The organism is Bacillus timonensis (genome assembly GCF_004799755.1).
Taxonomy (GTDB): Bacteria; Bacillota; Bacilli; order Bacillales; family Bacillaceae_L; genus Ferdinandcohnia; species Ferdinandcohnia timonensis_A.
On the sequence record NZ_SLUB01000025.1, the window covers coordinates 1 to 14,348 of the forward strand.

The window sequence follows — 14,348 nt, forward strand, 5'->3', positions numbered from 1 at the left end:
AGATGTGTATAATAGACAGAGATAATTATACTGCGTAATAAAACTTCTGTCAATAAAGGATTTTTAAAAAAGAAAAGTCCCCACTCCTTAGTGAGGACAAAAAAACATTTATTCTCCAATAATGACTCGAAGAACATTTGGTTGATCTTTAAACGTTTTTGTGCCAGCCCCGTAGCCTATTGCTTCTACCTTCATGGAAGGAAAACTGCAAAATTCATCTGTAAGTACGGAAATAATTCCAGCTCCGGTTGGTGTCGTGAGTTCAAAACGGATATCGCTTTGCTCAATAGGCACCCCTTTTAAAATTTCAAGGGTAGCAGGGGCTGGAACAGGGTAAATTCCATGGTCAATATGGATTTTTCCAGTTCCAACAGGTACAGATGACGATTTAATCGTGGAGATTTCTAATTGTTGTAGTAAAATAGCTGTTCCTACAATATCAATTATTGAATCAACCGCACCAACTTCATGAAAATGCACTTTTTCTAACGGAAGCCCATGGATTAGGCCTTCTGCTTCCCCGATTTTCTTGAAAATCTTTAGTGCGATTTCTTTTACTTCAGGAGCCAATTCAGATTCCTCAATCATCTTCACAATATCTTTATACGCACGATGTGAATGATGGTGATGATAGTCATGCTTATGGCTGTGATGATCGTGTCCATGACCGTGGTGATGATCATGGCTATGTTCATGCGTATGTATATGTTCGTGTTCATGGTCGTGGTCCTGAGTATGTTCATGATGGTGATCATGATCGTGATGATGTTCGTTAACATGGTCGTCGTGGTCGTGAACATGATGATGCGTGTGCAAATTGCTTTCATTTTTTAAAATGACATCAAATTTCGTAGATGTGATTCCGTTTTTCACGATCTTTTTCCATGTTAATTCGTATTCATCCTCAAAATGGAGTTTCTTTAATTCCTCAACAAGTTTTTGTGGATCTCCACCTGCGTCAAGTAATGCGCCAATCACCATATCCCCACTAATCCCTGAAAAACAATCAAAATATAGTGTTCTCATTTAATCTAGTTCTCCTTTTTGTGCAAGTTGATCAATTAAGACCGCGTTATAAGCACCGCCGAAACCGTTGTCGATGTTCACTACACTGATTCCAGACGCACAGGAATTAAGCATCGTTAATAAAGCTGATAAACCTTGAAAATTGGCCCCATATCCAATACTTGTAGGGACTGCAATAATTGGGTGGGAAACAAGACCGCCAACCACACTTGGCAAAGCACCCTCCATACCTGCGACAACTACAGAAACATTCGCATTTCGGATTTCTTCAATATTATCAAATAAACGATGAATGCCTGCCACCCCTACGTCGTAGAAGCGACGAATGTTACTGCCTAACACTTCCGCTGTAATCGCTGCTTCTTCAGCGACACGTAAATCCGAGGTACCCGCACACACTATCGCTACATAGCCGTTCCTTTGTTTGTTATCTCGTGTAGCATCTTTCCAATACAGAACTTGAGCTGTTTCATTGTACACAAATTCAGAATTTGATTGTAAAATAAAGTCAGCTTTTTCCTTTGAAATTCGTGTAACAAGAACATTGTCTCCTCGTTCTTTTATGACATTTATGATTGATAGAATTTGCTCCTTTGTCTTCCCCTCGCCAAAAACAATTTCCGGGAATCCTTGTCTATTTTTTCGATGATGATCGATTTTGGCAAATCCTAAATTCTCGTAGGTTGCTATTTGTTTTTTTGCATCCTCAATACTTAATGATCCTTGTTTTACTTGCTTTAAAATTTCTTCTACCATGTTTCACACACCTTAATCGACTTTAGAATCGATGGATAGCCACAGCGTCAGCAACAAACTGACGCTGATTTTCTTAAAAATGTTTGATAATATCTTTTCCAATTTCTTCGTATTTTGCATATATTGCTTTGTATTTCTCATGGTTTTCTTTATTTGGTACAACTGGCTCTCCCATTGGGATATTGTTCTTGATCTCTTCAAAGGAATTCACTTTACCGATGCCTACTAATGCAGTCCAAGCTGCCCCCCATGCTGCACTATGATGGGTCTCTGGGACATAAACTTCTTTACCAAACACGTCAGCAAGCATTTGCAGCCACAATGGTGAACGTGCCAATCCGCCGTTAACATAAAGTTTCTCAGTTTCTCCGGCTTGTTTTTCTAATGCTTGTCCGATTTGGTATAGATTAAATGTAATTCCCTCTAATACAGCACGAACGAAGTGTTCCGTTTTATGGGTAACAGACATTCCAAAGAAGTTACCACGTGCTTGTTGCTTCCATAATGGAGCGCGTTCCCCATTTATATATGGATGGAAAAATAAGCCTTCAGCTCCAGGTCCAACTTTTTTAGCTTCAGCAGTAAAATGATCAAAGCTTTCCTGGTAGTTAAGTAGTTCTTTTAACCATTGAAGGGCTATTCCACCGTTATTAGTTGGCCCACCTACAATAAAATGTTCGTCAGTAAAAGCATAACAAAAAGTTTCATGCTTTGTATTTGATTGGAATCCTTTTGTAAATTGGCGGATGGCTCCACTTGTGCCAGCTGTTACAGCTACTTCGCCTGGAGAAATCGCTCCAATTCCTAAATTTGCAAACTGACCATCGGCTGCTCCGATAATGAATGGCATTTCACTTGAGATGCCCATTTCATCTGCAATTTTAGGGTTAATGTCGGTTAATCGATAAGTTGGTGGGACAATTTTTGAAAGCATGTCCTCTGTGATTCCTGCTTTATTAAGCACTTCATGGTCCCATTGAAATGTTTTTCCGTTAAACATTCCTGTAGCAGATGCCATTGAATAATCAATTACCCGTTGATTAAACCATTTTAAAAGTAAATATTCTTTAATTGATAAGAAATAGCTTGATTGGGTATATGGGATATAATCAATTTCCTTCATCCAAATGAGCTTTGCTAATGGTGACATTGGATGAATTGGCATACCGGTTCTCGAAAAAATTTCAAGACCATCTGATTCCATAAGTTCATTTGCTTGTTTTGTGCTTCTACCATCAGCCCAAATTAATGCTTGAGAAAGAGCTTCACCATTATCCGCCATACATATGATGGAATGCATAGCAGCTGAAATCCCTAAGCTAATGATGTCTTCTTTATTTACTTTCGCTTGCTGAATGGCCATATTAATTGCTTTTACAGCGGATCGCTCAATTTCATCAGGGTCTTGCTCAACCCATCCTTGCTTAGGGTAGTAAGAGGTAACAAGATCCTCAGCTTCTGCAACTACCTTTCCATTTAAGGTAAAGATTACTGCTTTTGCACTAGTTGTCCCTAAATCGAGACCAATGACATATTCGTGTGACATACCTACATCTTCCTTTACACGTTCTATCGTTAATACTTAGTAGTTTGTGACTTCATGTTATCATATTATTCTTGACAAAGAAAAAGCTTTGGAAAGATTCCAAAGCATTCTCTACTTAAGAAAGTACTTTATTCATACTTCCACTCTTGTAACCTACTAAATCAAGTGTTATATATTTATAGCCGATTGAATTTAGTTCTTTTGTTATGGCTTCATGATGTTCTAAGACGATTTTCATATCGTTAGGTTCAACTTCAATCCTTGCGATGTCTTGATGGGTACGAACACGGACCTGACGAATTTGTAGAGATTTAAGAAATTCCTCTGCTCGTTCAACCTTTGTTAATTTTTCAATCGTGATTTTTTCTCCATAAGCAATCCGTGAGGACAGGCATGCAAATGATGGTTTGTTCCAAGTTGGCAAATCGAATTCACGGGATAATTCCCTAATTTCATCTTTAAACAGATTTGCCTCTTGCAATGGTCCACGAATTCCTTTTTCCTTTGCAGCCTTCATGCCTGGACGGAATTCATTCATATCATCAGCGATGACTCCATACACAACATTGTGATAACCTTCACGTTCCATAACTGGAATGAGATGATCAAATAGACTGCTCTTACAGAAATAACAACGATTTCGATCATTTTCTGTGTAGCCAGGAATAGCTAGCTCCGACGTTTCAATCACACGATGGTTTGCCCCAATTTTTTTGGCAAGGACTTGAGCTTCCTTTAGCTCAGTTGAAGGATAAGTTTCTGAATCAGCCGTTACCGCTAATACATTGTCCTTTCCAAGTGTGTCAACAGCAACTTTGAGTAAAAAGGTACTGTCAACACCACCGGAAAAAGCTACGACAACGGATTCCATCTCGCGGAGAATCGACACAAGCTTTTGATACTTTTCCTCAATCATTGTCTTCTCCCCTTCTCTCCGGGTAGTAATTGTTCTCTTTCTATTTATATCACGTAAATTACGTAACAGAAGTATTTTATTAGATAGTCATGCTTCCAAATCCGCCATCAACGCGAATGAATGTACCAGTTACGAAGCTAGAAGCATTTTCTGAAGCTAAGAATACAGCTGCTCCTTTTAATTCATCAGGGTTACCGAAACGATTCATTGGAGTGTGTCCCATGATAGATGCTACACGCTCTTCACTTAAGATTTTACGGTTTTGTTCAGCTGGGAAGAATCCTGGAATAATTGCATTTACACGAATTCCGTTTGGTGCGAATTCCCTTGCCAAGAACTGAGTCATGCTATTTACACCAGCTTTTGATACTGAGTATGTAAATACTTTAGATAGTGGTGTAGTTGACGACACGGAAGAAATATTGATAATGCTTCCTTTGCGTCCTTTGTCAATCATTTTCTTCGCGAAAATTTGAGTTGCTACAACATAACCTTTAAGGTTTACATCCATGATTTTGTCATACTCATCCATATCAAGCTCGAAGAAAGGAGTTGGGCTATTCATACCTGGTGCATTAAGAAGGATGTCTATTCCGCCAGACCATGCTTCGATTTCTTTTGCCGCATTTTCAAGGGATTCACGAGAAAGAACGTCCGCTGTAAAAGCTTTCGCTACTCCACCTTCTGCTTCGATTTCTTTTACAACCGCTTCTGTTTTTTCAAGGTTTCGTCCAACAATCGCAACTTTTGCGCCATGTTCAGCGAATCCTTTACAGATAGAAGATCCTAAAACACTATTTCCGCCAATAGCAACAGCTGTTTTTCCAGTTAAGTCAAATAATTTTGTCATGTCTATTCCCCACTTTTTAATGAAATTAAGTCGAATTTATTCAAAATAATGTTCCAGTTGGGGGTTGCCCCCCTAACTGAAAGAATTAAAATAGATTTCCGTTTGCATCGAAGTTGAATTCGTAAGGGTCTGATGCCTGTTCAATATTTGGATGTTGCTTAATGTAATCCAATAAGGCTTCCGAAACTTCGATTTCACTCACATGCAATGTATCTTTGATACGTACCATTTTTACCTTTGTGAAATCTAAGATATTACAAGTTTTAATGGCTGCTTGGATGGCTTCTTTATCATTTGGAAGTGTTGTTGCAATTTTCGTTGGAGCAACCACTGTTGACGTCAATCCATTTGCATATGTGAATTCAAGGTCCATTTTGTCAACTAAACGTTGTGTTGTAAAATCTGCAGTACCAACACCATTAGCGTTACCTTCTGTTTCTGAAGTTAGATTTAACACAACCATTTTGTTCACATCCGGACCACCATGTGCATATGGAGTTGGATAACGACCCGTAATATTCGGATCCATACCGTCTCCACTTATATTTTTACCAATTTGATCAATGACAAGAACGTCGATTTGGTCAAAGAATAGCTTCGGAAGTAATTGCTTTGCTTGTGCTTGAAGTTCAGGCTCTTTCTCAATAATTTCATTTGTGAGCATAACTTCAATTCTTGCCACTCTGTCAAACGCGTTTTCGACTGTTGCAACACCAAAAAGAAATGGTGTTTTTTCCATAATCATTTGTGCCATTGCAGGAACATTTTCTGCCATGTATTTAAATCCTAATTGATGACAAGCTTCCGCACCTTTTTGCTTTCCAAGTCCAATACTGATCATTTTTTGCATTCCGCTTTCAACAGAGCCCCGGAAAGCAGTGTGTGGTTTCACACGATTAATTACAACAATTCCGTCAGCTTGAGAAGCATATTTATCAATATACACTGGTAAGCCATTTGGTAATTCACCAAGCTTAACAACTTCCATAGAAGAGCGTATTTCACAGCCTACACTTTCTTCTGTTACTCCAAGATGTTTTAAAACATCTCGTTGTCCTTCACCAGTTGCACCACCATGGCTACCCATGCTAGGTACGATAAAAGGTTTGCCGCCCATGTCTTTAATAAATTGAACAGTTGTTTTTGTAATGTCAACTAAAGCGTCAATTCCACGACTTCCTACAGCAATTGCAATTTCCATACCTGGTTTAATAGTTTGTTTCACATCTTCTCGATGTAATTTGTTTGTTAGTTCTTCTACAACATTTTCAATTTTTGAATCATCAAAATGCTGTTTGACTTTAAGCATTTTTGGAACTGGAATATCCTTTAATAATTCTTGGAGTATACCCATGATTAGACTCCTTCCTATTGAAACTGACAGCTAAAAATAGTTTACACATTTATTAAAACGTAGTCTCTTTTTTGCACTAAAAAATAAAGTTCTAACGGTGAAGTTGAAATCCCTTACATCTGAATTTGAAGCTTATTACAAACAAAAGCCGGGGTTTCAATGTTGAAACCCCAACAATGGTATTATTCCATCCAGTTTGTATGGAAGATTCCTTCTTTGTCCACACGTTGGTATGTGTGAGCACCAAAGTAATCGCGTTGTGCTTGAAGAAGGTTCGCAGGCAATGTTTCAGTACGATAGCTATCATAGTATGCAATCGCACTAGAGAAACATGGAACAGGAATTCCTTTTTCAACAGCTACTGAAATTACCTTACGTAATGATGTTTGGTAACCTTCTGCAATTTCTTTAAAGTAAGGATCTAATAATAGATTTGCTAATTGACCGTCACGATCATATGCATCTTTGATTTTTTGTAGGAATTGAGCACGAATAATACATCCGCCACGGAAAATCATTGCAATCTCGCCATAATTTAAATTCCAATCATATTCTTCCGATGCTACACGCATTTGTGCGAAACCTTGAGCATAAGAAATGATTTTGCTTAAGTATAAAGCTTTACGTACTGATTCAATAAGTTCTTGCTTGTCTCCATCAAATCCGGTTGCTGATGGACCAGAAAGAACTTGACTTGCTTTCACACGCTCATCCTTCATTGCTGAAATGAAACGAGCAAATACAGATTCAGTAATGATTGGTAGTGGAACGCCTAGATCAAGAGCGTTTTGGCTAGTCCATTTACCAGTTCCTTTTTGACCAGCAGTATCAAGAATTACGTCAACAAGTGGTTTACCTGTCTCTTCGTCTTTTTTCTTGAAAATATCTGCAGTGATTTCAATTAAGTAACTATCTAGTTCGCCTTTGTTCCATTCAGCAAAAACTTCATGAAGTTCATCTGTGCTTAAACCTAGAACATTTTTAAGGATGAAATATGCTTCACAGATTAATTGCATATCACCATATTCGATACCATTGTGAACCATTTTTACGTAATGACCAGCACCATTTGGTCCAATATATGTACAGCAAGGATCACCTGAAACTTTTGCAGAGATTGCTGTTAAGATTGGTTCAACAAGCTCGTAAGCTTCTTTTTGTCCACCAGGCATGATTGAAGGTCCCTTTAAAGCTCCCTCTTCACCACCAGAAACGCCTGTTCCGATGAAGTGGATACCAGTTGATTCTAGTTCTTTATTACGGCGAATTGTATCATGGAAGAATGTATTACCGCCATCAATTAGAATATCATTTTCTTCAAGGTATGGCTTTAAAGATTCAATTGTTGCATCAGTAGCCGGACCAGCTTTAACCATTAATAAGATTTTGCGCGGCTTTTCTAGGGAATTCACAAATTCCTCAATTGTTTTTGCGCCAACAAAATTCTTGCCTACTGCTTCATTTTGAAGAAACTCTTCTGTTTTTTCGTATGAACGGTTAAAAACAGCAACAGAGTATCCTCTGCTCTCTATATTTAACGCTAAGTTTTTACCCATTACTGCTAAACCAACTACACCAATTTGTTGCTTAGACATTTACAATCAAACCTTTCTACTTATGTAATAAAGATAGAAAACAAATCATAATGTTATTTTGTGTATCTTTTAAAGCGATTATAACATTTTATTTTAAAAGATGAAGCCTTCATCAAATAATTAATTTGTTTCCTAAACTAACTATTTATATTATAGAAGAATATCCTGTTTTAATCAATGCGTCAACTGTTGAAATTTGTAGAATCTATGAAGATTTTAAACTATATTTATTGAAATTCTCATAAAAACTATAAAATTTATTAATTGATTATCTTAAAAATAGTGTTACAATGAGTAATAATTTAAATTTTTAGATTTTGCTGACTTGAAAATTTGGAGGTAGTAATTATGTCAGATTTACGTAGTAATATGATTAAATCCGGAATCGATCGAGCTCCACATAGAAGTTTGCTTCGTGCAGCTGGGGTTAAGGATGAAGATTTTAACAAACCTTTTATAGCAGTTGTCAATTCGTATATTGATATTGTTCCTGGGCATGTTCACTTACAAGAGTTTGGAAAAATTGTAAAGGAAGCGATTCGTGAGGCCGGTGGTGTTCCGTTTGAAATGAACACAATTGGTGTTGATGATGGAATTGCAATGGGTCATATCGGAATGAGATATTCCCTACCAAGCCGTGAAATCATTGCTGACTCAGTTGAAACAGTTGTTTCTGCACACTGGTTTGATGGAATGGTATGTATTCCGAACTGTGACAAAATTACTCCAGGAATGATGATGGCTGCCATGCGTCTAAACATCCCTACTATCTTTGTTAGTGGTGGACCGATGAAAGCTGGTCGTGATGCAGCTGGAAACCCACTTAACCTGAATTCAGTATTTGAAGGTGTGGGTGCTTATCAATCTGGTAAAATTGATGAAGCTAGATTAACAGAAATCGAACAATTTGCTTGTCCTACATGTGGTTCTTGTTCGGGTATGTTTACAGCAAACTCAATGAACTGTTTAGCAGAAGGTCTTGGTCTGGCTCTGCCAGGCAACGGTACAATCCTTGCTGTATCCGAAGAAAGAAAAGACTTTGTTAAAAAATCTGCCAAACAATTAATGTATTTAATAGAAAAAGATATTAAACCACGTGATATCGTAACTGTTGATACAATTGATAATGCATTTGCCTTAGACATGGCCATGGGAGGATCTACGAATACCGTGCTTCACACTCTTGCGTTAGCAAATGAAGCGGAAATTGACTATTCATTAGAACGAATTAATGATATCGCAGCTCGTGTTCCACACTTAGCGAAAATCGCCCCTGCCTCCGATCATCATATTGAAGATGTTCATAATGCGGGTGGTGTTAGTGCAATTATTAATGAATTACTTAAAAAGCCAGGTGCAATCAATGGAGATTGTTTGACCGTTACAGGTAAAACATTACGAGAAAATGTAGAGGGCTGTGAAATTACCGATCACAATGTCATTCGTCCACTTGAAAATCCTCATTCTGAAACAGGAGGATTGGCTATCCTATTTGGTAACCTTGCTCCTGAGGGTGCTGTCGTTAAGGTTGGTGCGGTTGATCCAGAGGTTGGTGGATACCATAGAGGTCCTGCCGTTTGCTATGATTCTCAAGAGGATGCACTATCGGCTATTATCGTTGGTAAAGTAAAAGAAGGCGACGTTGTTGTCATTCGCTATGAAGGTCCTAAAGGTGGTCCTGGAATGCCAGAAATGCTTGCACCAACATCTCAAATCGTTGGTAGAGGCCTTGGCGCAAAAGTTGGTTTAATTACAGATGGAAGATTCTCAGGTGCCTCAAGAGGTATTTCAATCGGGCACATCTCTCCAGAAGCTGCTGAAGGCGGACCAATTGCGTTCGTTCAAGATGGTGATATAATCGAGCTTGATTTAAATAATCGTTCAATCACTTTAGAAATTTCAGATGAAGAATTTGAAAGACGTAAAGCTGAATGGAAAGGCTTTGAACCTAAAGTGAAAAAAGGATACCTAGCTCGCTATTCCAAACTTGTAACAAATGCAAGTACGGGTGGAGTTATGAAAATCTAATTCTATTACCTATTAAACAGCCCTATTCTATTGAATGAGGCTGTTTTTTTATGGCTCTAAAAATTGTATCTGAATGTACTTGCTGATAAAATAAATGGTAAGCGCAAGCTCTTACAGTTTTAATTGGAGTGAAAAAAATGAGTACAGATAAAAAATTACTAGGTGAAAAACGGAGAGAATCGATTATCCAATGGTTAAAGGAAAGCCCTACTCCCATCATTGGTGAGGAACTTTCAAAACGAGCAAATGTGAGCCGCCAGGTAATCGTTCAGGATATCTCGTTATTGAAGGCGAAAAATGAACCTATTGTTGCGACTAGTCAGGGTTATATATATTTACAGGAACATCCAAAACAAGATACTATTTCAAGAATTATTGCAGTGAAACATACATCTGAGCAAACTGCGGATGAGCTTAACATATTGGTTGATTATGGCGTAACTGTTAAGGATGTGATTGTCGAGCATCCTGTATATGGAGAAATCGTGGGTTCATTAATGATTAAGAATCGGTTCGAAGTTAAACGGTTTATTGAAAAATTATCTGAAACGAATGCCTCCCTCCTCTCCTTGTTGACGAATGGGGTACACTTACATACGATCGAAGCGGATTCCGTTGAAAAACTTGATTCAGCCTGTGAAGCATTACGTGAAGCGAATATTCTATTTAGTGATCAGTAAAAATAGAAAAAGCAACAGCCTCGTGAATACTGTTGCTTTTTATAATGTGCAGGTTGAAAATGAATCGTTTAACACTAATCATACCCTCACATGTTGAACGAAGCAAAAGCGATGGTATGAAAACATCGTAATCGTACCCTCACATGATGAATGAAGCCAAGGTCATGGTATGAAAACAGCGTAATCATACCCTCACATGTTGAAAACAGCCCAAGTGATGGTACGAAAACAGCGTAATCGTACCATCATCCATTCAAAACAGCCCAAGCGATGGTACGAAAACAGCGTATTCGTCCCCTCACCTATTAAAAAAACCCAAGTCATGGTACGAAACCACTCTACCCAACTTCACTCAAAAATCAAACCATTATCTTACAAATGTCATTTGTAAATTCAACTGGATCTTGAATTGGTAAACCTTCAATAAGAAGTGCTTGGTTGTATAATAAGTGAGTGTACAAATCAAGCTTTGTTTTATCCTGTTCAAACGCGGCTTTTAATGACTGGAACACCTCATGATGTACATTAATCTCTAATACTTTATCAGCCTTAATGTTCTGGTTGTCAGGCATTGCGTTCAAAATTTTCTCCATTTCGATCGAAATTTCTCCATCGGTAGATAGACAAACTGGATGTGTTTTTAGACGTTTAGAGATTCTCACATCGGTTACTTTTCCAGCTAATGCGTTTTTCATGTACTCAAAAAGCTCTTTATTTTCGTTTTGTTCTTCTTCTGTTGCTTTGTCGCTTTCATTTGGCTCGAAGCCTAAATCACTGCTTGACACAGATTTGAATTCTTTTTCCTTGTACTTCATGAGCATTTTAATCGCAAACTCATCAATGTCCTCAGTGAAATAAAGGATTTCATATCCCTTATCCGCTACTAATTCAGTTTGTGGTAGTTTATCGATACGTTCTACAGAATCACCAGTTGCATAATAAATGTATTTTTGATCCTCTGGCATTCTTGAAACATATTCATCTAAGGTAACAAGCTTTTTCTCTTTGGAAGAATAGAAAAGCAATAAATCCTGGAGGGTATCTTTATTGCTTCCATAATCACTATATACCCCAAACTTTAACTGACGACCAAAGCTATCGTAGAACTTTTCGTACTTTTCACGTTCATTCTTTAACATGCTCTGTAATTCACTTTTGATTTTCTTATTGATATTTTTAGCAATAAGCTTTAATTGACGGTCTTGCTGAAGCATTTCACGTGAAATATTAAGCGATAAATCTTCAGAATCTACTAACCCTTTTACAAAACTAAAATAATCTGGAAGCAGGTCTGCACATTTGTTCATAATTAGAACACCGTTTGAGTATAACTCTAGCCCTTTTTCATACTCCTTTGAGTAATAATCAAATGGAATACTTTCAGGAATATATAAAATGGCATTATAGCGGATTGTACCATCCACACTTATATGAATATGTTTTAAAGGCTTATCAAATCCATAATGCTTTTCATTATAGAATTTTTCATAGTCTTCATCAGTTAATTCACTTTTGTTCTTTCTCCAAATTGGAACCATGCTGTTGATGACTTGTTCTTCTGTCACCTGCTCGTATTCAGATTCACTACCTTCTTTTAGTTTACTTGTTGTAATGTCCATCTTAATTGGGTAGCGGATGAAATCAGAATATTTTTTAATAATTGATTTTAAGCGGTATTCTTCTAAAAACTCATCATAGGATTCATCTTCTGTACTTTCTTTTATTTTTAAAATAATGTCGGTTCCAACGGTATCCTTATCAACTGTTTCAATGGTATAACCATCCGCACCCTTAGATTCCCATTTGTATGCTTCTTCATTGCCGAGTGCTTTACTAATAACGGTTACTACATCAGCAACCATAAATGCGGCATAAAATCCTACACCAAATTGTCCGATGATATCATGTCCATCTTTGATTTCTGTTTCCTTTTTAAAAGCTAATGAACCACTTTTTGCGATTGTTCCAAGGTTTGTTTCAAGCTCTTCCTTTGTCATACCAATTCCAGTATCAGAAATGGTAAGAGTCCTGTTTTCTTTATCAGCCAAGACTTTGATGTAATAGCTGTCCTTATCAAATTGATACCTGTTATCCGTTAACGCCTTATAATAAATCTTGTCAATTGCATCGCTGGCGTTTGAGATTAACTCACGTAAAAATACTTCACGTTGCGAGTAAATAGAGTTGATCATCATTTCTAATAATCTTTTAGATTCTGCTTTAAACTGCTTTTTCGCCATGATAATTCCCCTTTCCAATAAAAATCGTTTATATTGATTAGCACTCTCGATTCCGGAGTGCTAACTCCCATTTTTTAAATATCATATATTTATTTCTCTGTCAATCAAGTCGATATATCTTTGCTCAAAAACGCTGCAATTTCTTCCTGATGCTTTTGATAGGAACTCTCCCCTAAATCGATTAAAAAATCAACAAATTCCGGAGCATCAAACGGAACCTCTCGACCGAGATTTTCATTAATTCGAAAATAGTGGTCCCCAAGCAAATGTTGACAATGATAAGTTACAGATTCCGAAGATAGGTTCAGGGCAAGATCCAATAACTTCGGTGTCATTCTCATTGATGGTAGATGAAATGGGAGCCATTTCATTACGCCCCACTCTTTTTGCGTTTCAATTGAGAAATCAATTTTTTGTAGACCTGTTCCAATTGACATAATCTGAATGTCGTTTAAGTCCTTTTTAAAAAAGTGCTGTGCTTCCGTTATACAAACGAGTGAAGGATTATTAGCCCACAGTCCCCCATCTATGGCTAAATAGTGATTATTAATATTATTAGGTGGGAAAAAGACGGGCGCTGAACAAGAAGAAAGAACGACATCCCAAAGTTTGATGGAGTGATCATCCTGTTCGGTATTCCCATAATTTGATCGATGGACAAATGGATTCCCATGTGTAACGTCAACTGTAGGAATTAGCAATGGTTTCTTGATATCAAATAAGGTTGTTTCACCAAATGTATCTTGAATATACCGACGTAAATACCGATCGCTGTAAAAACTTTTTAGAAACCCAACTCTTGATTGTTTCGTGAAAATTTTTTCACCAAATTTGATATAGCTTTCTTGAACTTCCCCCATGTCCAGTTCAAGAATGGCAGAAGCAGCGACAATCGCACCGGTACTAGTGCCGGCAATCATATCAAACATATCTGAAATGGGTTTCTTATATTCTTTTTCTATTGCTCGTAAAATGGCAACCGCGTATACACCGCGAATTCCGCCCCCATCAATACAAAGGATTTTCATATTTTTCACCTATTAAAAGAGTTTTCCTATTAGTATTCCCTTTATATTATTGCAGTATAAGTGAAAAAAAGATGCCTCGTAAAAAGGCATCTTATGCTTGTTCCATCGTTGAAATAATTTCTTCTGGCAGTGGGAATCTTCCTATTTCTTTTTTTGAAAAAACCTTCTCCCCATCTACGGTTACTTCAAATACCCCACCCGATGATGGGATAAGTTCTATGTTTGTAATGTCCTGTCTAAAATGTGTGAATAGTTTTTCCGCAAGACCTGCGGCTTTTGGTGCGTAGTTTCACTGCATGCAAAATTCAATCGATACCTTGTACATCATG

General features: G+C 37.5%; 12 protein-coding genes. 2 read left to right on the top strand and 10 right to left on the bottom strand.

Going from position 1 to position 14,348, the window contains the following annotated elements:
• Positions 1 to 108: 108 nt before the first annotated feature.
• The 7 genes from E1I69_RS13835 to gndA form a co-directional block, all read right to left on the bottom strand.
• Positions 109 to 1,026, bottom strand: a complete 918-nt coding sequence (locus E1I69_RS13835; protein WP_136380172.1) for a LarC family nickel insertion protein — start codon at positions 1,024 to 1,026, stop codon at positions 109 to 111.
• Positions 1,027 to 1,782: a nickel pincer cofactor biosynthesis protein LarB gene (gene larB, locus E1I69_RS13840; RefSeq protein ID WP_136380173.1), complete on the bottom strand. Its 756-nt coding sequence runs from the start codon at positions 1,780 to 1,782 to the stop codon at positions 1,027 to 1,029.
• 73 nt (positions 1,783 to 1,855) lie between these two features.
• A complete protein-coding gene (locus tag E1I69_RS13845) occupies positions 1,856 to 3,328 on the bottom strand; it encodes a gluconokinase (protein WP_136380174.1) in 1,473 nt (490 codons plus the stop codon).
• A gap of 115 nt (positions 3,329 to 3,443) precedes the next feature.
• Entirely contained in the window at positions 3,444 to 4,244 is an 801-nt protein-coding gene (larE, locus tag E1I69_RS13850; protein ID WP_136380175.1) for an ATP-dependent sacrificial sulfur transferase LarE, read from the bottom strand.
• Positions 4,245 to 4,323: 79 nt separating this feature from the next.
• On the bottom strand, positions 4,324 to 5,094 hold the full coding sequence (locus E1I69_RS13855; protein ID WP_136380176.1) for an SDR family oxidoreductase: 771 nt from the start codon (positions 5,092 to 5,094) through the stop codon (positions 4,324 to 4,326).
• An 85-nt stretch (positions 5,095 to 5,179) separates the two neighbouring features.
• Positions 5,180 to 6,448 (bottom strand): lactate racemase domain-containing protein, encoded by a 1,269-nt coding sequence (locus E1I69_RS13860; protein ID WP_136380177.1) that lies wholly within the window; start codon positions 6,446 to 6,448, stop codon positions 5,180 to 5,182.
• A 182-nt stretch (positions 6,449 to 6,630) separates the two neighbouring features.
• Entirely contained in the window at positions 6,631 to 8,043 is a 1,413-nt protein-coding gene (gene gndA, locus E1I69_RS13865) for an NADP-dependent phosphogluconate dehydrogenase (protein ID WP_136380178.1), read from the bottom strand.
• 348 nt (positions 8,044 to 8,391) lie between these two features.
• Here gndA and ilvD point away from each other — a divergent pair, with 348 nt between their 5' ends.
• A complete protein-coding gene (gene ilvD, locus E1I69_RS13870; protein ID WP_136380179.1) occupies positions 8,392 to 10,071 on the top strand; it encodes a dihydroxy-acid dehydratase in 1,680 nt (559 codons plus the stop codon).
• A gap of 137 nt (positions 10,072 to 10,208) precedes the next feature.
• Positions 10,209 to 10,751: a transcription repressor NadR gene (locus tag E1I69_RS13875; RefSeq protein ID WP_136380180.1), complete on the top strand. Its 543-nt coding sequence runs from the start codon at positions 10,209 to 10,211 to the stop codon at positions 10,749 to 10,751.
• 359 nt (positions 10,752 to 11,110) lie between these two features.
• Here E1I69_RS13875 and htpG read toward each other — a convergent pair whose 3' ends face one another.
• The 3 genes from htpG to E1I69_RS25255 form a co-directional block, all read right to left on the bottom strand.
• Positions 11,111 to 12,991 carry a molecular chaperone HtpG gene (gene htpG, locus E1I69_RS13880; RefSeq protein WP_136380181.1) on the bottom strand — a complete coding sequence of 627 codons (1,881 nt, stop codon included), beginning with the start codon at positions 12,989 to 12,991 and terminating at the stop codon, positions 11,111 to 11,113.
• Positions 12,992 to 13,095: 104 nt separating this feature from the next.
• Positions 13,096 to 14,019, bottom strand: coding sequence for a CBASS cGAMP-activated phospholipase (locus E1I69_RS13885; protein WP_136380225.1), 924 nt, complete (start codon positions 14,017 to 14,019; stop codon positions 13,096 to 13,098).
• A 91-nt stretch (positions 14,020 to 14,110) separates the two neighbouring features.
• A complete protein-coding gene (locus E1I69_RS25255; RefSeq protein WP_347561820.1) occupies positions 14,111 to 14,347 on the bottom strand; it encodes a SelT/SelW/SelH family (seleno)protein in 237 nt (78 codons plus the stop codon).
• Between the last annotated feature and the right edge of the window lies 1 nt (position 14,348).